Origin of the sequence: Rhizobium sp. M1 (genome assembly GCF_002531805.1) — a bacterium.
Taxonomy (GTDB): domain Bacteria; phylum Pseudomonadota; class Alphaproteobacteria; order Rhizobiales; family Rhizobiaceae; genus Rhizobium; species Rhizobium etli_C.
This window is the reverse complement of record NZ_NWSW01000011.1, coordinates 80384-102424: the sequence shown is the minus strand read 5'-3', so window position 1 is coordinate 102424 and position 22041 is coordinate 80384. Positions and strand designations below refer to the sequence as shown.

The following is a 22041-nucleotide window of genomic DNA, read 5'->3' as shown; positions in this document are numbered from 1 at the left end:
AATGTGACGGAAGCAAGAAACATTGAAAGACGTTACTAAGAATTTCTATCCTTGGAAACGGCGGCGACCCAATTGTTCCAGTTCTTTGCGTTGCCGGCAAAGACGTTGATGTCGGTCGGTCCCTTGATGCCGGGAATGACGCCGGTCGAGGTATATTGCCAGAAGGCCCAGCGGCGGTCGGAATAGGTCACCTCGGGATGTTTCGCCACCGAGCGGACCCAGAAATGATAGTCCTGGAAATGGCCGGCAAGATTCTCGCGGTGGAAATCGACCGAGGTATAGATGATCGGGCGCTTGCCGTAATAGGCCTCCAGCCGGTCCATGAAGCGCTGCATTTCGGCGCGCACGGTTGTCGGGTCGGGGCGATAGCGGCAGGTCTTCGATTCGCCGTTCCATTCGACGTCGAGCACTGGTGGCAGGCGGATCGCCTCCTTCGGCACGTTGCTGATGAACCAGTCGGCCTGCTGATCGGCCGAAGAGCAGAAATAGTAGAAATGATAGGGAGCGTGCGGGATGCCGGCGGCGCGGGCCTCGCGCCAATATTCGTCGAATCGGGCATCGAGCCTGTCCTTGCCTTCCGTCGCCTTGATGAAGGCGAAGGCGACGCCCGAATTCTTCACGCTCGCCCAGTCGATATCGCCCTGCCATTTGGAGATGTCGATGCCGTGCACATCATTTTGATGCGGGTGCTTCGCGCCAAAATTCTGCGGATCGGTGTCCTTGAAGCGCGTTTTCGGGTTGACCGATGCCGTTTCGAGGTAGTCATAACCGGAGGAGGAGCAGCCGGCGAGCATGATGGCCAAGGGCACAACGCAAAACAAAAGCCGGCGCATGGGTATCCCGTCGTGAACCGAATGATCTCTTTGCCCCACAGCCTGACCTTCGAAAAAGACGAGTCCCGCAGAGGGAATAACCCTCTTTTCACCATATCAACGTAAAAAATCGGTTAGTTTCAAGCGAATTATGTGCGCTTGCTGATAATAGCCGCCCGCCAGGCATAACCGCCGCCGACGGTTTCGAACGACAATCGCGCATTGTGCTCCTCAGCCTGCGCTTCCAGAACCTCCCGCAGATCGGAGCGCGGGGTGACGTGGAATTTTGCAAGCCAGGACTGCAGCATGCGGCGGAACCAGCGCGGCAGACCTTCCTGCTGGCCGAAATCGACGATGTGCAGCTGACCGCCGGGGTTGAGCGCGGCGATCGACGCATCGACGGCGCGCTCCCAGTCCGGGATCATCGACAGGGCATAGGAGATCAGGATGCGGTCGAATCCGCTGACGCCGAATTCGCGCGGCGTGAAGGCTGTGGCGTCGGCGACGCGGAACTCCGGAATCGTCGCCTTGGTGGCGAAGGTCTTGCGGGCTGAAATCAGCATTTCCTGGGAAATGTCGAGGCCGAACAGCTTGGCGGTCGGGAAATGCCTGTGGGCGAAGGCCATGTTGCGACCGGTGCCGCAGCCGACTTCGAGCAGGGTGCCGCCCTCGGGCACGTCGAGATTGCGGATCGTGCTGTCGCGGCCGAGAAGGTAATATTTGCGCGTCAGGTCGTAGATATGGCGCTGGTAGCGGTACATGCCATCCATCAGGCTGGCATGTTCGTCGCTCATTCCCGCCGTCTCGGTGCCGACCTTGCTCACGCCTTCTTCCCGTAGATGTGGAAACCGCCATAGATCGCCGAGCGATCGAGCGCGGTCAGTTCGCGTGACTTCTCTTCGAAGTATTCCCACTGGTCGCGGATCGACGGAGACAGGCGGCCTTCGATGATGCTCTTTTCGGCGGCGGTGCGGAAGATCACCCGGGCGCCGTCGCGCGCCGTGCGGGTGATTTCCCGCCAGACGTCGTTCAACTGCCCATCGGTCATCCAGTCCTGTGCGTCGAGCAGGATGTAGCGGTCGCGCGAGGCGGCCGGCTCGCGGGCCAGAAGCTCGGTGAAGCTTGCGTGGTGAACGTTGACGCGGTCGACATTGGCGCGGATCACCTCATAGTGCTCCGGCTTCAGATAGGTCGGCAGCGGGCCTTCCTCTTCAGTGCCGTAGCGGCGGCCGAAGGCCTGCCAGGCGAAATAGTTGTCGCGCATCGGGAAATGACAGGCGAGCTTTTCCAGGCGGTGCTTCAGCACCGGCGCGATCGAATGATCGGCGGCAAGGCTTGCGAGTTCGTCATATTGCTGCGGCGGAATGCCGAGGCCGAAGAGCGAGCTCTTGCGGCCGGTGATCCAGCGCACGACCGGTTTTTCGAAAAGCGGCGCGATCTGCTCGTCGAAGAACTGGCGCTGCTCGCGGATCGAGCGGGTCTTGGTCATCTCGCGCAGCTTGACGCCGTGCAGGCGGGCAAGAAGGTGAGCTGCGCCGATGAAGCGGCCGAGCAGGCCGGTTTCATAGATGTTGCGGTCGAAGACGGTGACGCGGCGGCGGCCGAACTTGCGGCCGTTCCAGTAGCTGCGGGTCGCCTCGTCGAGCCTGGCGGCAAGATGCCGGTCGTAGGCGCGGCTGTTCGACTTTTCGTTCGGCATCGCCAGGAAGCGGACGAGGTCGGCATGATCCGGCAGATGCTTGAAGGCGGCAAGCTTCAGGCGGTTCAGCGCGATATGGTGCGGGTTGAGATCGACGACGTCGATCGAGGCCGGCGCCTTGGAGAGATAGGCGAGCATGTTGCAGCCGCCGGAGCCGATGGTGACGATGCGGTGGTTGGGCTTCAGCTCCATCGCCTGCATGTCGAGATCCGGATCTTCCCAGATCTGCGGGTAGACGAGGCCGGAGAAGAGGAGGCCGAAGAGACGCTCGGAAAAACCTTCCTTCGAAAAAGCCTTGTGGCGGAGAAGGGCGTCCTTGAGTTTCCGGTTCTTGCGGAAGCCGGCATCCGGTGCAAATTCTGACATGAGTCTGTCACCTTTTTAGCGTTCAGGGCGTGTAGCGCGCCACTGCTACAGTTTGATGACGCGGGCTGTGGGCGCCGGTCCCGGGAGGCTCCGGCATCAATGAAGAGTGATCGGAATGGGGCGCCTTCTTCGCGCCGGCCCCTTTTCGACCGGCGCGATTCCTGCTTCTCTCCCGGCATGGAGGAATGCCATGCGATTTGTGCTGCGTGTCCTGAAGGCGCTTGCTCTCCTTGTGGTTCTCATCATCGCCGCCGGGACCGGCTGGCTCTTCGCCCGGCCGCCGGAGCTGTTGCGCGTCGGGGACGGCTACGCCGCCAAGATCGTCTGCTCGAATGTCTTCATTGCCGGCCGGGATGCCGACGATGTGCTGCATGACGACGTCCAGGCGCCGGGAAATCCACTGCTGAGGCTGGTGCGCGTCAGTGTCGAGCGCGACAGCGGCCGGGTGACGGCGCGCTTCATGGGGCTGTTCGCATCGAGTTATGCGCTCTATCGCGGCAGTCTCGGCTGCACCAGCGTGCCGGACGGCAATTTCGAGGCGGCGATTAACGCGGTGCCGTTCGATGCACCGGCCAAGATGCAGGCGAACGACGCGGTATGGCCGCAAGGCGAGGGCAGCGGCAATCAGCCGGACGCGAAGATCGCCGCGGTGCTGGCCGATTCCCGCTTTGCCGGCCCGGCGATGCGGGCGATCGTGGTCGTGCGCGACGGCCGTATCGTCGCCGAAGCCTATGGCCGCGGATTTTCGGCGAAGACGCCGCTGATCGGCTGGTCGATGACGAAGACGGTGAACGCAGCCATCCTCGGCCGCCTGATGCTCGACGGCAAGGTTTCCTTCGACGACGATCACTTGATGGCGCAATGGAAGGACGATCAGCGCGCCAGGATCAAGGTCTCCGACCTGCTCGGCATGGAGAGCGGCCTTGCCTTCAATGAGGATTATGGCAGCGTCGCCGATGTGACGCGTATGCTTTATCTCGATCCCGACATGGTATCGCTGCCGGCCAATGCGCCGATGGAGGCGGCACCCGGCCAGCGCTTCCGCTATTCGAGCGGCACGGCGGTGCTCTTGTCACGCATCTGGATGGACAAGGTCGGCAATGCGCAGGCAGCCTTTTCTTATCCGCATGACGCGCTCTTCTCCCCGCTCGGCATGAGCAGCGCCGTCTTCGAACTCGACGCGCGCGGCACCTTTGCCGGAAGCTCCTATCTCTACGCGACGGCGCATGACTGGGCCCGCTTCGGACAGTTCCTGCTGCAGGATGGCGTCTGGAATGGCCGGCGATTGCTGCCGGAGGGGTTCGTCGGCGCCATGCGCACGCCGACGGCGGCGTCGAACGGCCGCTATACGCAAGGCCAGGCGTGGCTTGCGCCCGGCAGCTCGAACGCCGCGTTCGGGCTGCCGGAGGATACGTTCTGGCTGTCGGGGCATGACGGGCAGAGCATGGCGATCGTGCCCTCCGCCAATCTGGTCGTCGTCCGGCTCGGCCTGACGCCGGGCTGGCTCGGCTATCAACCGCAGGCGCTTCTCAAGGCGGTCCTGGAGGCGTCGCCGCAATCGCGCGTGCCGCAACAGCAGGCCGGACCGGAGCGGCAGGTCGAGACGCAGCCATAGGCGGCAGCATCGAATCCGTTTCTAGAGCCTTTCCTGGTTAGAACGAAGCATTCTGTTAGCTCAAACGGAGTCGGATGGTCGACCGGCCGGCGCGCGTCGTAGCCCGGCTCTACGGCCAAGCCGGCCGGTCGATCAGCCGGCCCGTTTCAGCCAACCCTCCCGCAGCTTTGCCTGGCAAATCTGCAAGACTCAAAAGCGCCGGACGCACTGATCGCTTCGCCACGGCGAAGCGGTGCGGCCGGTGGGCCGGGCATCTCTAGCCAGGATCAGAGGCGATCGGCTCGGACGTACCTGGGGGTATGCCCATCGCCAATCGCCTCTGCCCTGACGAAAACCTGCTCCGGCAGAATGCTTCAATCTAACCAGGAAAGGCTCTATTGTGGTTGTCAGTAATTGCCATGGGCGATGTCGGTCATGCCCTTGCGCTTGGCGTCATAATAATAGCCCCGCGCATAGAGCCGGACGGCATCATCTTCCTTGTTGTCGGAGACGAGCCAGGCGCCACGCAGATATTTCGCGGCATATTTGATGTTGGTCTCGGCATCGAAGAGGCCGCCCGGCGCACCGTCATAGCCCATCGATTTGGCAGTATTGTACTTGATCTGCATAAGGCCGAAATAGCCGCGCTTGTTGTAAGCCTTCGGATTGTAGCGGCTCTCGCGATGGACGATGCGGTGGAGCAGCGTCTCGGGAATCGCATAAATCTTCGAATATTTCTGGATGAGCTTGGTGACGAAACTCTTCTCGACGGTCGGCGCGTCGTCCTTATGGTCGTCGCTGAACATTGGGGGAGCCGTCGGCGGATCGATCGGACCGGATTCGTCGAAGCCGTAATCCATGCCGGAACGCGGCGTCGTGTCGACTGCCGCAAGTGCGGCAAGCGCATTGTTCTGCGGTGTCGCGGCAAAGGCAAGCTGCGTCGCCGGCTGTGCCGGGGTCACCGGACGCGGCGTCGGCACGACGGATTGGATCGCCGTCATCTCGGGCGTCAGGGGGATCTGCGCATAGGCTGCCGGCTGTATGCCTGCCTGCATGGTGAGATCGGCGGGCTGAGACGCGCCAACCGTCGGCATCGCCGTTGCGGTCAGGGAGGGCGACGTCTGCGTTTGCGGAAGCATGGCGCCTGCGGCCGCCTGGCCAGCTGCGCCCTCGGCCGTCGGGATTGCGGCCAATGTGACGTCTTCGCCGGGCTTGGGTGTCGGCACCACGGTCTGAGCGGCTGTCAGTTCGGCCTGAGAGGTGTATTCGACGCTCGTGCAGCCGGTCACCACGCCGCAGCAGAGCACCGTAGAAACGACAAGACTGCGTTTCAGGCCGGACAATCCGATCGCTACCATTCCGTCACTTTCGTGAAATCGCGCCGCCCCAGCAGCGTTATAAAAGTTACTAAAAAGCTTAAACCCTGCCGACCCCATTAACGTATTCGTGGCATTCCGGCAACCACGGAAAATTTTTGGAGCCTTTCCCGGTCAGATTGCATCACTCTGCTGGCTCAAAGGGAGTCGGATGCGACCGGCCGGCTCGTATCAGCCAACCTGAAAGGCCGGGCATCTCTGGCCAGGATCAGAGGCGATCGGCTCGGACATACCAGGGGATGCCCATCGCCAATCGCCTCTGCCCTGACAAAAAACTGCTCCGGCAGAATGATGCAGCCTGACCGGGAAAGGCTCTAAGCCGCAATACGGCGATAGCCGGCTGTTACGGCGCCTGCAGCGATCAGCAGGGTGCCGCCGGTGCGGTTTACGGCGCGCTGGACGCTCGCCTTGCGAATCAGTCCGCGCGCCCTGTGGGCGAGGAATGCGTAGGCGGAAGCGTTGAGGATCGCCAGCACGAGGAAGGTCGCTTCCATGATCGCCATCTGCCCGAAGAAGGGGAGGGCCGGGTTGAGAAACTGCGGCACGAAGGCGACAAAGAAGACGATGCTCTTCGGATTGAGGGCGGTGACGACGTAGGCGTGGAGGAAAATCCTGAGCGATCTTTCCTCCGGAAGATTGTCGTTGTCGGCAACCGGCTCACCGATGACGGGAGCCCGCCAGAGCTTGATTCCGAGCCATATCAGGTAGGCGCCGCCGATCCACTTGAGGACAGTGAAAAGAGTGGCAGAGGCGGCAAGGACGGCGCCGAGACCGAAGAGTGAAGCCGTCATCGCGGTGAAGTCACCGAGCGCCACGCCGCTCACCGTCGCAAACGCCATCCTGCGTCCATGGCCAAGCGCATATGAGACCACGAGCAGTATCGTCGGTCCCGGTATGGCCAGCATAATGGCGGATGCGGCTGCAAAAGCGAGCCAAGCTTCAAACGACATGGTGTCTCCTCCCATTCCTCAGGAACAAGCAAAGACACCTTATTAACCATCCGTCAATCATGCTTCTTTGTATTTCTGGCCTATATTGTCCATGACTTCGGCAAACCATGCCGTCGAAAGGTCAAAAGCCTTCCCGCCCTTGATGCGCGGGAATTCTATAGTGCGCAATTTACCATTCTGCGATTCATCGTGGCCGGTGACGCCGGACACCTTATTGAGTGCGCTTTCGACGGCGAGATCGACCATGCTCTGGATCAGCCTGAGGTCGTCGCCGTTCGCCGGAGCCGACCGGGCGAAATAGCCCGATTTCTGCACGAGGGAACGCTCGGCGTTCAGGAGGCTGGCGAACTGCTTCTGAAACCATGCGCCGACGTTGATCGTGTCGATCTTCACGTGGCCGAAGGCATCACGTTTGACGGTCTCGCCGGCGGCTTCGCGCTCGGCGACGATGGCGTCGAGGCAAGCGCCTTCCGACACGAAGACGGTGGCATGGCCGGTACGATCCATGACCTCCTTCAGCCGGGCGGCTTCGGCATCGAGATCGAACGCCATTTCGGGCAGATAGACCGCGTCGATACCCTTCAGTTGCGCATCCATCATCAGACCGTCGACATATTGATTGCGGCTGGTGCGCTGGAGATAGGCCCGAGCGGTGGCGGCCGTCAGCCAACCGCAATGGCGGCCCATGACCTCGTGGATGACGAGGGTGCGGGGGGCGGCGGTCTGCTCGTTGCCGACATTGTCGAAGAAATGGGCGCCAACCTCGGCGGCCGTCCAGGCGCCCAGCGACTGGCGGATCGGCACGACGTCGTTGTCGACGGTCTTCGGCAAGCCGACGACGGTCAGATCGTAGCCGTTGGCGGCGAGGTAGGCCGCAAGGTCGGCGGCTGTGGTGTTGGTGTCGTCGCCGCCGATCGTGTGGAGAATGGTGATGCCGTCATCGGCAAGGCGTTCGGCGGCGACCCGCAGCGGGTTCTCGCCTTCCTTGACGAGGCCGCGCTTGACGCAGTCGGCGGCATTGGTGAGCTTGACACGGCTGTTCCCGATCGGCGAGCCGCCATAGCGGTGCAGCAGTGGCGCCTTTTCGCGCATCTGACGGGTGATCTCGATGCTGTCGCCGAGCAGCACGCCCTGGTAGCCGGACTTATAGGCGACGATATCGAGTTCAGGGGCAACGTCGCTGTAGCGTTCGATGAGGCCGCCGACAGCGGAGGAAAGACAGGGTGCGAGGCCTCCGGCGGTCAGCATTGCAACTTTCTGCTTGGCCATGATTCCTCCTATGGCGTTTCGATGCGGCGGCGCTGGCTAAGGCGCGTCGCATCGAACTTCGTTTATGCGATGCGTTTGCCCGTTGTATGTGCATGCCGTGTCCCCGGTGCCGCCGTAGAGTTCCGGGGCGACATGCATCAGCGCATGGATGCGGCAGGGAAGGGGGCCTGTAAAGTAAAGAATTTGCGAAAAACGCAGCCTTTTTCCGCTTTGCGGCCGGAAGGGCTGATATAATCGTTTCAAGCCCGACACGCGGACCGAGAACTGTTGTGGAAATTGCGGCGTCGCGTCGCGCGCCCGTCAGAATGGTGCGGCGGTGCGCGCCATTCTCTCAATCGAAAGGGGTGAATCATTTGCTGCGGTGCGACAATTACCAAATCGTGAAAACTGTGTTCGCGCCTAGGACCAATCGTCGCCTTGCAAAGGCTACGATTCTTTGATCAAGCTGTTTGCTTATAAGTTGACAAGTACGCGAGATTTTCAATGTCCTTCTGGGAAAAACTGGTGAATGCCATTGGCAATACTGCGGGCAATGCGCTTTCCGCGGTGGTCGAGGCCATCCGCACGGTTTTCGAAGGCGATCCGGAGACACGGCGGAAGGTCGCTTTCTCGGTAGCGATCATCGCGCTTTCGGCGAAGATGGCCAAAGCCGACGGCATCGTCAGCGAGAGGGAGGTCGAGGCTTTCCGGGAAATCTTCGAGTTTCCGCAGGATCAAGCCAAGAACGTCGCCAGACTTTATAATCTCGCGCGTCAGGATGTTGCCGGCTATGAGGCCTATGCCGAACGTCTCTCCGCGCTCTGCATTACCTGTGCGGCCAATTGCACGGTGCTGGAAGACGTGCTCGACGGCCTCTTCCATATCGCCAAGGCTGACGGGCTGATTCACGAAAAGGAATTGAATTTCCTCAGTCACATCGGCGTGATCTTCCAGATGAGCGAGACCCGCTTCGAGCAGATCGCCGCCCGCCATGTCTCGTCCGGCGGCGATCCCTACAAGGTGCTCGGCGTGTCGCCCTCCGACGATTTTCCGACGATCCGCCGGCGTTACCGCGGCCTCGTCAGCGAACATCATCCCGATCGACTGATCTCGCGCGGCGTGCCGAAGGAATTCCATGTGATTGCCAATGAGCGCATGGCGGCACTCAACGCAGCCTATGCGGCAATCGAGAAGGAACGCCGCGCCGCATGACCTCCTTCGAGGCGGATTACGCGGGGGCTTGCGTGCGGCCGTCGCCCAATCACGGAGAGCGGGCCGACGGGCGTCGCCCGGATATGATCTTGCTGCACTATACCGGCATGCCGACGCCGGACGGCGCGCTCGACTGGCTCTGCCGCGCCGAAAGCCAGGTTTCCAGCCATTATTTCGTGCATGAGAGCGGCGAGGTGATCCAACTCGTGCCGGAGGGCAGGCGGGCGTGGCATGCCGGGAAGAGCAGCTGGCAAGGCGAGAGCGACATCAATTCGCTGTCGATCGGCATTGAGATCGCCAATGCCGGCCATCCCGGCGGCCTTCCCGACTATCCAAAAGAGCAGATCGCGGCAGTGATCGAATTGTGTCGGGACTGTGTCAAACGTTGGTCGATCGCGCCGGAACGGGTGCTTGGGCATTCCGATGTCGCCCCGATTCGCAAGGTCGATCCGGGTGAAAAGTTCCCCTGGGCGGAGCTCCACCGGGCGGGCATCGGGCACTGGGTCGAGCCGGCAACGATCACCGGCGGACGCTTCTTCCAGCGCGGCGATGCCGGCCAACCCGTCGAAGCACTGCAGTCGATGCTGTCGCTCTATGGTTACGGCACTGAAATCACGGGGCAATTTTCAGAAAAAACGGCAGGCGACGTGGAAGCTTTCCAGCGGCATTTTCGGCCCGAACGGATAGATGGCATCGCCGATTTCTCGACGATCGACACGTTGCACCGGCTACTGTCGGCTTTGCCGCGTTATTCCTGATTCCTCGACAATTACTGAAACGCCGAATTTCGCACTGCAGCGCGAAATTCCGCCTGCCACATCATTTCCCTATTATCTCCTCATTGCGATGGTCTAAGAACCTCCGCCAAGCGGTACTCGGGGCTGTTTTCGAGTTAAACCACGGGCGCTATGTGAAACTATAAGAATTGCCGCGAATCCAGATCGGTCATTGATCTGGTATTCATTATGACAGCGAGGCGCGCCGTCCGGAAATTCTTTGGGTCGGAGTGTTCAAGACTACATGAGAAAACTGATTGTTGTTGCTGCAACGTGCGTTGGCATGGTGCTGGCCGGAAATAGCTTTGCCTTTGCGAATGATTGGGGTGTGCGAGCTGATGCGCCGGTGAAGAAAGTCGAGCGTCCTTCGAAGAAGACAGAGCGTCCGTTGAAGAAAGCGGAGCGTTCGGTCAAGCCGGCGAAGCGTCCGCTCAAGACGGCGGAACGCACACTGAAGACGGTCGAGCGCCAGAGCGGTTATCCCGTCGCCAATGTTTCCGGCAATTCCTATTCCGCACTGATCAGCAAATATGCGAACCAATATAATGTACCGGTTGCGCTTGCGACCGCTGTCATCCGTATCGAAAGCAATTTCAATCCGAATGCGCGCGGCAGCCACGGTGAAATCGGCCTGATGCAGATAAAGCCTGCAACTGCCCGCATGATGGGCTATTCCGGCAGCGCCAAGGGCCTGTTCGATCCGGAAACCAACATCAAGTACGGCATGAAATATCTGGCTGCCGCCCATGATCTCGGTGGCGGCGAGACCTGCAACACCATCCTCAAATACAATGCCGGTCATGGCGCCACGCGCATGAACCCGGTGTCCAAGTCCTATTGCGGCAAGGTTCTCGCAATGCTCTGAGCCTGAAGTGCTTATCCCTGACAAGAGCTGGATGATTCAAGATGATTGCCATGGTATCGCTGGAATTTAGCGAGGTGGGATATGGCAGTCGATTTCAGGTTCATCATCATCGGACGCGGCATGATGGGTGCCGCGGCCGCCCGGCATCTCTCTGCGATGGCCGACGGCATCGCGCTGATCGGCCCGCGCGAGCCGGCTGAGCGCAATGCGCATGATGGCGTCTTCGCCAGCCACTACGACGAGGCGCGTATTACACGGACGTTCGATGGCAATCTGGCCTGGGGAACCTTCGCCGCCCGCGCGCTCGACCGCTACCGTGCGATCGAGGCAAGGAGCGGCATTTCCTTCTTTTCGGAAGTCGGCTGCCTCTTTGCAGCCCCTGAGAAAAGCGAGCAGGATTACATCGATCGGGCGTTGACCGTCAGCCGGACGCTCGGCAGCGAGATCGAGACCATCGCCCCGTCGCAACTTCCGGGCCGCTTCCCCTTTCTCGCCGTCGATCCTGATTTTCGCGGCTATTTCGAACGCAAGCGTGCCGGCTATATCAATCCGCGGGCGCTCGTGCGCGCCCAGGCGATGCTCGCGGAACAGGGTGGCGTTACGCTGATCGAGGCAACCGCGACATCCGTGCGCGACGCCGGTGCCCATGTCGAGGTGACGGTCGACGGAAGGCGCTACAGCGCCGAGAGGGTGCTGGTGGCGGCTGGCGGCTTCAGCAATTTCCATGCGCTGCTGCCGCGTCCCGTCGACACCAAGGTGATGGCGCGCACGGTCGTCTTCTATGAAATCGGTGAGCGCGAAATGGCGGTCTTCGGCGACATGCCGTCGACGATCGTGCTCGGCGACCGGGAAGAGGATCACATTTATATTCTGCCGCCGGTGCGTTATCCCGACGGCAAAATCTATCTGAAGCTCGGCGGCGATACCGAGACGCTTTCCATCAATCGGCTGGAGGATGCCGGCGCGTGGTTCCGTTCCGATGGAAGCGCTGCCGAGCGCGATCATCTTTGCCGCATTGCCCTGCAACTAATGCCGGCGCTTGCCGGCTGCCCGGTGACATCAGGGCCGTGCGTGGCGAATTTCACGCCGACCGGTTATCCCTATGCCGGGTTTACGCAGTCGCCGCGCATCGCGGTGCTGACCGGCGGCAATTTCGTCGCCGCCAAATCCTCCGACGAACTTGGACGATTGGGCGCGGTGCTTCTGACCGAAGGGCGGCTTGGCGACACGGATTTCGGCGGCGAACTGACGCCGGTCTTTGCCTGAAAGGGAGCATCATGGCAGTCGATTTCAAATATATCGTCGTCGGCCGCGGGTTGATGGGGGCGGCAGCTGCGCGGCATCTGGCGCGCCAGGTGGATGGCGTGGCGGTGATCGGCCCGGACGAGCCAGCCGACCGCAAGGCGCATCAGGGCGTCTTCGCCAGCCACTACGACGAGGGGCGCATCACCCGCACCATCGATCCCAACGGCAACTGGGCTCTGCTCGCCAACCGCTCGATCGGCCGTTATGGCGAGATCGCTCGCGACAGCGGCATCGATTTTTATCGCGAGGTCGGCTGCGTCGTCGCCGCACCTGGTGGAAGCGAATACCTCGAGGAGACGCGGCAGGCCGCCGTTTCGCTCAGCGTCGAAACCAGCCTTCTCGACCAGGCGGGGCTGAAGGCCGCCTTTCCTTTCTTTGCCTTTCCCGATGACTGCGCCGGGGTTTTCGAGGCGAGGGGCGCCGGACATATCAGCCCGCGCAAGCTGGTCAAGGCGCAGTCGCTGCTGGCGGAAAAGGCGGGTGCCGCCGTCATCCGCGACCATGCCGTTTCCATCCGCGAGGAGGGCGGATCGGCTGTCGTCAGGACTGCCGGTGGCCTGACCTATCGCGCTGAAAAGCTGCTGCTCGCTGCGGGCGGATTTTCCATTGCGGAGAATCTGTTGCCGCGTCCCGTTGCAATGACGGTTTATGGCCGGACGGTCACGCTTTTCGAGGTGAGCGAGGCCGATGCCGAGCGTCTTGCGACCATGCCGTCGCTCATTCTCGATATGCCCGGCATCCATATCTATCTGCTGCCGCCGATCCGTTATCCCGACGGCAAATTCTATCTGAAGATCGGCGGCGATCCGGACGATCTGGTGCTCGGCGACGAGGCGGAAATGCGTGCCTGGTTCAGAACGGAGGGGCGCGAAACCGTGCGGACGCATCTTCAGCGCATTGCTGCCGACTTGGTGCCCGATCTGGCGCCACTTTCGATTTCGACGGCCGCCTGCGTGGTGTCCTATACGGAAAGCGACTACCCGATGATCGGCTACACCTCATCGCCTGCCATTGCTGTGCTGACGGGCTGTGCCGGCACGTCGGCCAAGAGTTCGGACGAAATCGGACGGCTCGGGGCGGAGCTGCTTTTGTCAGGCAGGATCAGCCAGCAGGGTTATTCCACGGATTTCACACCGCAATTTTCCTAAGCCTATCATTTTTGATGGCAATTGCGCGCTCTCTCGTTTATGGGAGCCCCTGCCAGTTGGCCGGGCAGCCGCGCTTTACCAATGCCGAAAGGCGGTAGGGTGAGGAAAGTCCGGGCTCCACGGAGACACGGTGCCGGATAACGTCCGGCGAGGGCGACCTCAGGGAAAGTGCCACAGAAAGCAAACCGCCTGTCATGACAGGTAAGGGTGAAAGGGTGGGGTAAGAGCCCACCGCATTTCCGGCAACGGATATGGCACGGTAAACCCCACCGGGAGCAAGACCGAATAGGGATGACGCGGCGGGCCGAAAGGCCTTCCGGCCGGTTTCCAGGCCAGTCATCCGGGTGGGTTGCGCGAGGCAGCGTGCGAACGCTGTCCCAGAGGAATGGCTGCCACGTTCCGGTTCACGCCGGAGCCATACAGAACCCGGCTTACAGGCCAACTGGCGATTAACTTTCGTGGCGCGAAAATCTCCGATTTGACGAATCACCTCCAGGTAAGCCGCTGAAATCGACAGTTTTCAAGCGAATGCTCATACAATCCTCTGCGCGAAAATTGTTTTTGCGATAGCACCGTCGCGCGTCTCTTGCGGGAGGGTGATCCTAACCCTTTGTTAAACTTAACGGCTTATAAATTTTTGATCATGCGTCTGTTGCAAAGCAGGCGCATCCCATTGACGCCCATATGGTCCCATGCTATCCCAAACTCGCACTGCACCAGGGCAATCACCTGCCCGTTCATCGCAAAGCAAAGGCGTCTTCCTCTCCGGAAGCGTCGGAGGGGTTTTTACTCATCCGGCTTGCGAAGCTGTGCCTGATATCGGGAGTTTCGGGCGTCTTTTGGTCCGGATCCCTGCGGGAACGGATGTTTCGTGTGATGAGCCGCTTCCTTTCGAATGCGACCAACAGGATCGATGCCAAGGGCAGGGTTTCCGTGCCTTCGGCGTTTCGTTCCGTGCTGGCGCAGCGCAATGTCCAGGAGCTTTACTGCTTTCAGGACTTTGTGTTTCCGGCGATCAGCGTCGGCGGTCCGGATCTTCTCGAAAGATTCGAACGGCAGATTGCTGCGGAGGATCCGTTTTCGCCGGATGCGAACGAGATGTCGCTTCTGATTCACGGAGGCGGGGTCTTCATGCGGCTCGATGCCGAGGGGCGGCTGATGGTCACGGATTTCATCCGCGGCTTCACCGGTATCTCGGACGAAGTGACCTTCGTCGGTCGGGCGGATCATTTTCAGCTCTGGCAGCCGCAGGCTTTTATGGCTGCGCAGGCGCAGGCACGAGGGGAGCGCAAGCTGGCGGGCAAGCGTTCCTGAAAGAGCGAGGGAACGGAATGGCGGCGAATCCTGGCGGAGGTTCAACTGATGCCGGTGGCGGACCGGTTCGCCACATTCCGGTTCTTCTCGACGAGGTCCTCGCGGCGCTGGCGCCGGCGCCCGGCAAGCTCATCCTCGACGGTACGTTCGGTGCAGGCGGCTACACCTCGGCCATTCTTGCCGCCGGCGCCGAGGTGATTGCGCTCGACCGCGATCCGACGGCGATTGCGGCGGGCCAGGCGATGGTTGCCGCCCATGGCGGCCGCCTCAGGCTCGTTCATTCGCAGTTCTCGCATCTGGCCGATCATGCGCCGAAAGGCGGCCTCGACGGCGTCGTGCTCGATATCGGCGTTTCCTCGATGCAGATCGACGAGGCCGAGCGCGGCTTCTCCTTTCAGAAGAGCGGACCGCTCGACATGCGCATGTCGGCGACAGGTGTTTCCGCCGCCGATGTGGTCAACCGCGCCAAGGTCGCCGATCTCATCCGCATTTTCCATTTTCTCGGCGAGGAGAGCCAGGCGCCGCGCATCGCGCATGCGATCGAGAAGCGCCGCGCCGAAAAACCATTTGAGACGACACGCGATCTCGCCGGCCTCATCGAACTGGTCACACCGCGCAAGATGAAAGACAAAATCCATCCGGCGACGCGCGTCTTTCAGGCACTTCGCATCTTCGTCAATGATGAGCTCGCCGAACTCGCGCAGGCGTTGTTTGCGGCGGAAACGGTGTTGAAGCCCGGTGGGCGGCTCGTCGTCGTCACCTTCCATTCGCTCGAAGACCGCATCGTCAAGAAGTTCTTTTCCGACCGCGCCGGCAAGGCGTCGGGTTCGCGGCACCTGCCGGCCGCACATGAGCGGGCGGCAACCTTTGCGGCTGTGGGCAAGTCGATGGTTTCGGCAAGCGAGGCGGAGGCTGAGGCCAATCCGCGCGCCCGCTCGGCCAAGCTGCGCGCCGGCCGAAGAACGGACGCCGCCGCCGAGGCTGCGGATATGTCGCTCTTCGGTTTTCCCAATCTTGCCAGCCTTGGAAAGCTTGGAGCTTGATATGCTGAAAACGTTCGATCTCGTGCTCATCGGCGTCATGACGGCAACTGCCGCCGTCACCTACACGATCAAGCACCGCGCCGAATTGAAGCTCGAGGAGGTTCATCGCCTCGAAGCCGAGATCAAGCTCGAGGAGGATACGATCGACCTTCTCAAGGCCGACTGGGCGCTGCAATCTCAGCCGAACCGTCTGGAGCGGCTGGTCAAGGCCTATGAGGGCGAGCTGCAGCTGCAGCCGACGGATTCGACGGCGCTGGTGCATGCCAAGGAATTGCCGATGTTGAAATCCGAGGTTCCCGTGCCTGACGTGACCGAGGCCAAAGCCGGCGCCAAGGGCGCGACCGTGGCCAGCGCCAAAGGCGCGACCGTGACCAGCGCCAAGGGCGTGCCGGGCGCCGTCAAGGCCCAGCCGGTTCCAATGCCCGCGCCGCGCGGCGAGGCAGCGGATGATGCAGACCAGATCGAAACGGGGTCGGTAGAATAATGTCGTTTCTTTCCCGCATCATGGTCTTGAAGAGCCAGGCGCATTTCTCCGCCGGCGTCTATAACAGGTTCGGTGGTCCGTCCCCCGCCGGCCTGGCGATCGAGGGGTCGCGCAAGAAGAAATCAGGACAGGCAAAAAGCCGCGTCGGCCTGCTGATCCTTGGCTTCATGGGCGTCTACGTCATCATCGGCGGCCGTCTCGTCGAATATGCGATGAAGGATCAGGAGGTCGTCTCCAGCATCCTGCCGCCCGATCGGCTGATGGCGTCGCGTCCCGACATTCTCGACCGCAACGGCGAAGTTCTGGCGACCGACATCCGCACCGTCTCGCTGTTTGCCGAACCCAACAAGATCGTCGATCCCGACGAGGCGGTCGAGAAGCTTGCGACGGTTCTGCCCGAGCTCGACGTTCGGGATACCTATAAAAAGCTCTCGGTCAAAACCTCGCATTTCGCCTGGCTGCGCCGGCAGCTGACGCCGAAGCAGCAGAGCCAGATCCTGGCGCTTGGCATTCCCGGCATCGGCTTCCGGCCGGAGAAGCGCCGCTTCTATCCGGGCGGCCCGACCGCCGCGCATATCCTCGGTTACGTCAACATCGACAACCGCGGCGTCGCCGGCATGGAGAAGTTCATCGACGATCAGGGGCTTGCCGATCTCGCCTCGGTCGGCATGACCAGCGACCAGCCGCTCGAGCCGGTGCGGCTTTCGATCGACTTGCGCGTGCAGAACATCGTCCGGGATGCGGTCGTCAACGCCGTCAACAATTTTCAGGCCAAGGGTGCGGGTGCAGCTGTCATCGACGTGCATACCGGAGAAGTGCTGGGCATGGCATCGGCGCCGGATTTTGATCCGAACGATCCGCAGGAAGGGGCCAAGGAGGGTTGGCTCAACCGGATGACCAACGGCACTTTCGAAATGGGCTCGACCTTCAAAACCTTTTCGCTGGCGATGGCGCTCGACAGCGGCAAGGTCAAGATGTCCGACACGTTCGACGCCAGCAAACCGATCTATATCGGCGGCTTCACCATCAACGACTTTCATGGGCAGCGCCGCTGGCTGACCGTTCCCGAGATTTTCCAGTATTCCTCCAATATCGGGACGGCGCGCGTCATCGACCTCGTCGGAATCGATTCGCAGAAGGACTATCTGACCAAGCTCGGCCTGCTGACGAAAATGCAGACCGAATTGCCGGAAGTGAAGATGCCGAGCCAGCCGCGCGTCTGGAAGAAGATCAATTCGATCACGATTTCCTTTGGCCACGGTGTTTCGACGACGGCGCTGCAGACCGGCGTGGCGGCGGCCGCCCTTGTCAACGGCGGCAAGCTGATCGAGCCGACATTCCTGCCGCGCACGCGCGAACAGGCCGATCAGATCGCCACGCAAGTCCTCAAGAAGTCGACCAGCGACGCGGTTCGCTATCTGCTTGATTTCAACGGCTACAAGGGTTCGGGGCGCGTGGCCCGCGTGCCGGGCTTCGGCGTCGGCAGCAAGACCGGCACCGCCGACAAGGTGGTGAACGGGCGTTATTCCTCGACTCTGAACTTCAATTCCTTCATCGCCGCCTTCCCGATCGACAATCCCAAATATGCCGTGATCACCTTCTGCGACGAGCCGAAGACCGGCGAGAAGCAATATGGCGGAACGATCTCCGCCGGCACCGCCGGGCCGATTGCCCGCGAGATCATCCGCCGCGCGGCTCCCATTCTCGGCATCGAGCCGAAATTCGGGGACGGCGGATCGGCCTTGCTGGTGTCTTATTGAGCGTGAATGAATATCGGCGCCGATTCGCGAGGGGCGGACCGGCTTCAAGAGGGAAAAGTGCATTCGATGAAATTGCGAGACCTGGCCGGAGATCAGTTTCCGGAACTTGAAGCACAGCTCGAAGGCCCGGCAGGCCTGCTTGATATTTCAGGCCTGTCTTCGGACAGCCGTCATGTGGCGCCGGGCAACGCCTTCGTCGCGGTCGCCGGCACAAAGGCGGACGGCGCGGGCTTCATCGTCGATGCCGCCGGCCGAGGCGCTGCCGTCGCGATCGCCTCCCAGCCGGTCGATGCTTCCATTCCGGTGCTTGCGGTCAAGGAGCCGCGCCGCTTCCTTTCGATCGCCGCCGCGCGGTTCTACGGCAGGCAGCCCGAGACCATGGTTGCCGTCACCGGCACGGCGGGCAAGACCTCCGTCGCCTCGTTCACCCGTCAGATCTGGGCGCATGCAGGCCATGCGGCCGCGATGATCGGCACGACGGGCGTGGTTTCGCCGACGCGCAACGAATATGGCGCGCTGACGACGCCGGATCCGGTGTCGTTGCACAAGCTTCTGGCTGAACTTGCCGACGAAGGCGTCACGCATGCGTCGATGGAGGCTTCCAGCCACGGTCTCGACCAGAGCCGGCTCGACGGCGTGAAGCTTGCCGCCGCCGCCTTCACCAATCTCGGCCGCGACCATATGGATTATCATCCGACCGTCGAGGCCTATATGGCCGCCAAGATGCGGCTTTTCGATAGGCTGCTGCCGAAGGGTGCGCCGGCGGTGATCTTCGCCGACGATCCCTGGTCGCGCCAAGCGGTCAAGGCCGCCGCCGATGCCGGTCATGACGTTCGCACCGTCGGGCGCAAGGGTGATTACCTCACGCTGAAACGCGTCGAGCATTTCCGTCACAAGCAGACGGCCGAGATCCATATCGGCGACGAGATCTTCGAGGTGGACATTCCGCTGGCCGGCGATTTCCAGGTCGCCAATGCGCTGGTCGCCGCAGGCCTTGCCATGTCGACGGGCGTCGAGCCGAAAGTTGCGATGGCCGCGCTCGAGAAACTCGTCGGTGCGTCCGGCCGCCTCGAACTCGTCGGTCATACCAAGGACGGCGCGCTCGCCTATGTCGACTATGCCCATAAGCCGGATGCACTGGAAAACGTGCTGAGCTCGGTCCGGCCATTCACGACCGGCCGCGTCGTCGTCGTCTTCGGTTGCGGCGGCGACCGCGACCGCGGCAAGCGGCCGATCATGGGCGAAATCGCCTGCCGTCTTGCCGATGTCGTCATCGTCACCGACGACAATCCCCGTTCGGAGGAGCCGGCAGCGATCCGGACGGAGATCATGGCAGCCGCGCCTTGCGCCTCGGAAATCGCCGACCGCGCCACCGCCATCCGCGAGGCGGTCGCCATGCTGACATCGGGCGATACGCTGATCGTTGCCGGCAAGGGACATGAGGAAGGACAGACGATTGGCGCCGTCACTTTGCCGTTCTCCGATCATGCGGAGGTGCGCAAGGCGTTGGAGGAACTGAAATCGTGAGCTGGCTCTGGACAACCGACGACATGATCGCAGCGATGGCGGGGCGCCCTTTCGGCACGCTGCCGGAAGGCATCACCGGCATCTCCATCGACAGCCGATCGATCACATCAGGCGAGGCCTTCTTCGCGATCAAGGGTGACCGCGTCGATGGTCACGACTACGCGTCGATGGCGATGGCGAACGGCGCCTCCCTGCTTGTTGTCAGCGAGGCGAGGCTCCCCGCCATGGGCCGCCTGACGGTGCCGATGATCGTCGTGGAAGACGTGCTCGCGGCGCTTGGCAAACTTGGCCTTGCCTCGCGCGAGCGTTCGCAGGCCCGGATCATCGCGGTGACGGGATCGGTCGGCAAGACCACCACCAAGGAAATGCTGCGGCAGGTGCTGTCGCCTTCCGGCAAGGTGCACGCGTCTGTTGCCTCCTTCAACAATCATTGGGGCGTTCCCCTGACGCTGGCGCGCATGCCTGACGATACCGACTACGGCGTCTTCGAAGTCGGCATGAACCATCCGGGCGAGATCCGGCCGCTGGTGGCGATGATCCGCCCCGATGTCGCCGTGATCACGACGATCGCACCGGCGCATCTCGGAAATTTCAAGAGCATCAAGGAGATCGCCGCCGCCAAGGCGGAGATTTTCGAGGGGCTCGAACCCGGCGGTCATGTCGTGCTCAACCGCGATAACGACCAGTTCAACTTCCTCGATCGCACGGCGCAATCGCTCGGCATCGAGCATATTCATTCCTTCGGCCAGCATGCCAAGGCCGAATTTCGCCTGGCGGAATTCAACGGTGCGGACGAGAATTCAACGCTGTGGCTGACGATCGGCGGCGAGACGCTGGAGGTCGCGCTCGGCGCGCCCGGCCGCCACATCGCCGAGAATGCGCTGGCAGCGCTCGGCGTCGTCAGGATCGTCGGCGCCGACATGGGCAAGGCAATCGAAGCGCTTGCGACGCTGAAGCCGGAAAAGGGCAGGGGCAAGCGTCACCGGCTATCGATCGGCGGCGGCAACGGCAGCTTCACGCTGATCGATGAGAGCTACAATGCCAACCCCGCCTCGATGCGGGCGGCGATCGCGTTGCTGGCGGCCGCCGAGCCGACCGGCCGCGGCCGCCGCATCGCCGTGCTCGGCGACATGCTCGAGATGGGCGAATATGCTGAGAAGGTCCATGCCGATCTCGCCGGACCGCTGCTTGCTGCCGGCATCGAACATGTCTGGCTTGCCGGCGCCGACATGGCTGCGCTCAAGGAATCGCTGCCGGAAAGCGTCCATGTCGAATACCGGGAAAAGACGGACGAATTGACGGACTACGTGTTGAACTCGGTCGTCCCGGGCGACGTGTTGATGGTGAAATCGTCTCTGGGCATCGGTTTCGGCAAGATCGTCGCCGCGCTTCTTGACAAGTTCCCGGCATTTGCCGACACGCAACGCGAACTTTGATCGGGTAACAAGGGGCCCTGAATGCTGATCTGGCTTGTCGAACTGTCGGAATATTTCAAGTTTCTGAACCTGTTCAGATATATTACCTTCCGCACGGGCGCCGCTCTTTTCACCTCCGCACTGATCGTCTTCCTGTTCGGGCCGACGATCATCAATTCGCTGCGCATCCGGCAAGGCAAGGGCCAGCCGATCCGCGCCGACGGGCCGCAGACGCATTTCAAGAAGGCCGGCACGCCGACCATGGGCGGACTGATGATCCTGGCCGGCATCGTTGGCGCCTCGCTGCTCTGGGCCGATCTTTCCAACGTCTATGTCGTCGCCACCCTGCTGGTGACGCTGGGTTTCGGCGCGATCGGCTTCTACGACGATTATCTCAAGGTGACGAAGCAGAGCCATAAGGGCTTTTCCGGCAAGGCCCGCCTCGGCATCGAGTTCGTCATCGCCGGCATCGCCGTCTACTTCATGATGCGCACGGCCCTTGCCTCGGGGACCGCCGGCTCGACCTTCGGCTCCTCGATCGCCTTTCCCTTCTTCAAGGACTTCCTGATCAATCTCGGCATCATGTTCGTCGTCTTCGGCGGTTTCGTCATCGTCGGCGCCGGCAATGCCGTCAACCTGACGGACGGGCTCGACGGGCTCGCCATCGTGCCCGTGATGATCGCCGCCGCCTCCTTCGGTGTCATCGCCTATCTCGCCGGCAACGTGGTGTTTGCGAACTACCTGCAGATCAATTTCGTGCCCGGCACCGGTGAGCTTGCCGTCGTGCTCGGCGCCGTCATCGGGGCCGGCCTCGGCTTCCTCTGGTTCAACGCGCCGCCGGCCGCCATCTTCATGGGCGACACCGGCTCGCTGGCGCTCGGCGGCACGATCGGCACCGTCGCCGTCGCCACCAAGCACGAGATCGTCATGGCCATCATCGGCGGCCTCTTCGTCATGGAGACGCTGTCGGTCATCATCCAGGTCGGCTTCTTCAAGATGACCGGCCGGCGCGTCTTCCTGATGGCGCCGATCCACCATCACTTCGAGAAGAAGGGCTGGACCGAGAGCCAGGTGGTGATCCGCTTCTGGATCATCGCGGTCGGCCTTGCCATGCTCGGCCTCTCGACGCTGAAGCTTAGGTGAGGCG

At 61.9% G+C, this 22041-nt stretch carries 19 protein-coding genes and 1 other RNA gene; 14 read left to right on the top strand and 6 right to left on the bottom strand.

Going from position 1 to position 22041, the window contains the following annotated elements:
• Window positions 1-35 precede the first annotated feature (35 nt).
• The 3 genes from CO655_RS12440 to CO655_RS12430 all read right to left on the bottom strand — a co-directional run bounded on the left by CO655_RS12440 (window position 36) and on the right by CO655_RS12430 (window position 2877).
• On the bottom strand, window positions 36-833 hold the full coding sequence (locus CO655_RS12440; protein WP_097664848.1) for a GH25 family lysozyme: 798 nt from the start codon (window positions 831-833) through the stop codon (window positions 36-38).
• 128 nt (window positions 834-961) lie between these two features.
• Complete coding sequence (locus CO655_RS12435; RefSeq protein WP_097664847.1) at window positions 962-1636, bottom strand: class I SAM-dependent methyltransferase; 675 nt, start codon at window positions 1634-1636, stop codon at window positions 962-964.
• A complete protein-coding gene (locus CO655_RS12430; RefSeq protein ID WP_097664846.1) occupies window positions 1633-2877 on the bottom strand; it encodes a DUF3419 family protein in 1245 nt (414 codons plus the stop codon). Before CO655_RS12430 ends, CO655_RS12435 begins: the two co-directional genes overlap by 4 nt.
• A gap of 190 nt (window positions 2878-3067) precedes the next feature.
• On the opposite strand from CO655_RS12430, the gene CO655_RS12425 reads away from it, so the two are divergent.
• Window positions 3068-4492: a serine hydrolase gene (locus tag CO655_RS12425; protein WP_097664845.1), complete on the top strand. Its 1425-nt coding sequence runs from the start codon at window positions 3068-3070 to the stop codon at window positions 4490-4492.
• A 386-nt stretch (window positions 4493-4878) separates the two neighbouring features.
• Here CO655_RS12425 and CO655_RS12410 read toward each other — a convergent pair whose 3' ends face one another.
• The 3 genes from CO655_RS12410 to CO655_RS12400 form a co-directional block, all read right to left on the bottom strand.
• Entirely contained in the window at window positions 4879-5829 is a 951-nt protein-coding gene (locus tag CO655_RS12410) for a lytic transglycosylase domain-containing protein (protein WP_097664844.1), read from the bottom strand.
• Window positions 5830-6161: 332 nt separating this feature from the next.
• Window positions 6162-6797: a LysE family translocator gene (locus CO655_RS12405; RefSeq protein WP_010030885.1), complete on the bottom strand. Its 636-nt coding sequence runs from the start codon at window positions 6795-6797 to the stop codon at window positions 6162-6164.
• Between the two features lie 57 nt (window positions 6798-6854).
• Window positions 6855-8066 (bottom strand): pyrophosphate--fructose-6-phosphate 1-phosphotransferase, encoded by a 1212-nt coding sequence (locus CO655_RS12400; RefSeq protein ID WP_010030886.1) that lies wholly within the window; start codon window positions 8064-8066, stop codon window positions 6855-6857.
• Window positions 8067-8549: 483 nt separating this feature from the next.
• On the opposite strand from CO655_RS12400, the gene CO655_RS12395 reads away from it, so the two are divergent.
• The 13 genes from CO655_RS12395 to mraY all read left to right on the top strand — a co-directional run bounded on the left by CO655_RS12395 (window position 8550) and on the right by mraY (window position 22037).
• The gene (locus tag CO655_RS12395) at window positions 8550-9257 is read left to right on the top strand and encodes a DnaJ family molecular chaperone (RefSeq protein WP_064682732.1); all 708 of its coding nucleotides are present in this window, start codon (window positions 8550-8552) and stop codon (window positions 9255-9257) included.
• Window positions 9254-10015 (top strand): N-acetylmuramoyl-L-alanine amidase, encoded by a 762-nt coding sequence (locus tag CO655_RS12390; protein WP_097664843.1) that lies wholly within the window; start codon window positions 9254-9256, stop codon window positions 10013-10015. The genes CO655_RS12395 and CO655_RS12390 overlap by 4 nt, the downstream gene beginning before the upstream one ends.
• A 262-nt stretch (window positions 10016-10277) precedes the next feature.
• Complete coding sequence (locus tag CO655_RS12385) at window positions 10278-10898, top strand: lytic transglycosylase domain-containing protein (RefSeq protein ID WP_064818640.1); 621 nt, start codon at window positions 10278-10280, stop codon at window positions 10896-10898.
• 81 nt (window positions 10899-10979) lie between these two features.
• Entirely contained in the window at window positions 10980-12164 is a 1185-nt protein-coding gene (locus CO655_RS12380) for an FAD-binding oxidoreductase (RefSeq protein WP_097664842.1), read from the top strand.
• 11 nt (window positions 12165-12175) lie between these two features.
• On the top strand, window positions 12176-13351 hold the full coding sequence (locus CO655_RS12375) for an FAD-dependent oxidoreductase (RefSeq protein WP_097664841.1): 1176 nt from the start codon (window positions 12176-12178) through the stop codon (window positions 13349-13351).
• 52 nt (window positions 13352-13403) lie between these two features.
• Window positions 13404-13801, top strand: an RNA gene (rnpB, locus tag CO655_RS12370) — RNase P RNA component class A.
• 426 nt (window positions 13802-14227) lie between these two features.
• Window positions 14228-14665 carry a division/cell wall cluster transcriptional repressor MraZ gene (mraZ, locus tag CO655_RS12365; RefSeq protein ID WP_064682764.1) on the top strand — a complete coding sequence of 146 codons (438 nt, stop codon included), beginning with the start codon at window positions 14228-14230 and terminating at the stop codon, window positions 14663-14665.
• A 17-nt stretch (window positions 14666-14682) separates the two neighbouring features.
• Window positions 14683-15708 (top strand): 16S rRNA (cytosine(1402)-N(4))-methyltransferase RsmH, encoded by a 1026-nt coding sequence (rsmH, locus tag CO655_RS12360; protein ID WP_097664840.1) that lies wholly within the window; start codon window positions 14683-14685, stop codon window positions 15706-15708.
• Between the two features lies 1 nt (window position 15709).
• Window positions 15710-16192, top strand: a complete 483-nt coding sequence (locus CO655_RS12355; protein ID WP_097664839.1) for a hypothetical protein — start codon at window positions 15710-15712, stop codon at window positions 16190-16192.
• Complete coding sequence (locus CO655_RS12350; protein ID WP_097664838.1) at window positions 16192-17952, top strand: penicillin-binding protein 2; 1761 nt, start codon at window positions 16192-16194, stop codon at window positions 17950-17952. The genes CO655_RS12355 and CO655_RS12350 overlap by 1 nt, the downstream gene beginning before the upstream one ends.
• Before the next feature lie 6 nt (window positions 17953-17958).
• A complete protein-coding gene (locus CO655_RS12345) occupies window positions 17959-19479 on the top strand; it encodes a UDP-N-acetylmuramoyl-L-alanyl-D-glutamate--2,6-diaminopimelate ligase (RefSeq protein ID WP_176539240.1) in 1521 nt (506 codons plus the stop codon).
• The gene (locus tag CO655_RS12340; RefSeq protein ID WP_097664836.1) at window positions 19476-20915 is read left to right on the top strand and encodes a UDP-N-acetylmuramoylalanyl-D-glutamyl-2,6-diaminopimelate--D-alanyl-D-alanine ligase; all 1440 of its coding nucleotides are present in this window, start codon (window positions 19476-19478) and stop codon (window positions 20913-20915) included. Before CO655_RS12345 ends, CO655_RS12340 begins: the two co-directional genes overlap by 4 nt.
• Before the next feature lie 21 nt (window positions 20916-20936).
• The gene (gene mraY, locus CO655_RS12335; RefSeq protein WP_085737793.1) at window positions 20937-22037 is read left to right on the top strand and encodes a phospho-N-acetylmuramoyl-pentapeptide-transferase; all 1101 of its coding nucleotides are present in this window, start codon (window positions 20937-20939) and stop codon (window positions 22035-22037) included.
• Window positions 22038-22041: the final 4 nt, after the last annotated feature.

Bases quoted from the DNA above. Each gene is read 5' to 3' on its own strand.
- CO655_RS12440 (WP_097664848.1), bottom strand. From the start codon at position 833: ATGCGCCGGCTTTTGTTTTGCGTTGTGCCCTTGGCCATCATGCTCGCC.
- CO655_RS12430 (WP_097664846.1), bottom strand. From the start codon at position 2,877: ATGTCAGAATTTGCACCGGATGCCGGCTTCCGCAAGAACCGGAAACTC.
- CO655_RS12425 (WP_097664845.1), top strand. From the start codon at position 3,068: ATGCGATTTGTGCTGCGTGTCCTGAAGGCGCTTGCTCTCCTTGTGGTT.
- CO655_RS12410 (WP_097664844.1), bottom strand. From the start codon at position 5,829: ATGGTAGCGATCGGATTGTCCGGCCTGAAACGCAGTCTTGTCGTTTCT.
- CO655_RS12405 (WP_010030885.1), bottom strand. From the start codon at position 6,797: ATGTCGTTTGAAGCTTGGCTCGCTTTTGCAGCCGCATCCGCCATTATG.
- CO655_RS12400 (WP_010030886.1), bottom strand. From the start codon at position 8,066: ATGGCCAAGCAGAAAGTTGCAATGCTGACCGCCGGAGGCCTCGCACCC.
- CO655_RS12395 (WP_064682732.1), top strand. From the start codon at position 8,550: ATGTCCTTCTGGGAAAAACTGGTGAATGCCATTGGCAATACTGCGGGC.
- CO655_RS12390 (WP_097664843.1), top strand. From the start codon at position 9,254: ATGACCTCCTTCGAGGCGGATTACGCGGGGGCTTGCGTGCGGCCGTCG.
- CO655_RS12385 (WP_064818640.1), top strand. From the start codon at position 10,278: ATGAGAAAACTGATTGTTGTTGCTGCAACGTGCGTTGGCATGGTGCTG.
- CO655_RS12380 (WP_097664842.1), top strand. From the start codon at position 10,980: ATGGCAGTCGATTTCAGGTTCATCATCATCGGACGCGGCATGATGGGT.
- CO655_RS12375 (WP_097664841.1), top strand. From the start codon at position 12,176: ATGGCAGTCGATTTCAAATATATCGTCGTCGGCCGCGGGTTGATGGGG.
- mraZ (WP_064682764.1), top strand. From the start codon at position 14,228: ATGAGCCGCTTCCTTTCGAATGCGACCAACAGGATCGATGCCAAGGGC.
- rsmH (WP_097664840.1), top strand. From the start codon at position 14,683: ATGGCGGCGAATCCTGGCGGAGGTTCAACTGATGCCGGTGGCGGACCG.
- CO655_RS12355 (WP_097664839.1), top strand. From the start codon at position 15,710: ATGCTGAAAACGTTCGATCTCGTGCTCATCGGCGTCATGACGGCAACT.
- CO655_RS12350 (WP_097664838.1), top strand. From the start codon at position 16,192: ATGTCGTTTCTTTCCCGCATCATGGTCTTGAAGAGCCAGGCGCATTTC.
- CO655_RS12345 (WP_176539240.1), top strand. From the start codon at position 17,959: ATGAATATCGGCGCCGATTCGCGAGGGGCGGACCGGCTTCAAGAGGGA.
- mraY (WP_085737793.1), top strand. From the start codon at position 20,937: ATGCTGATCTGGCTTGTCGAACTGTCGGAATATTTCAAGTTTCTGAAC.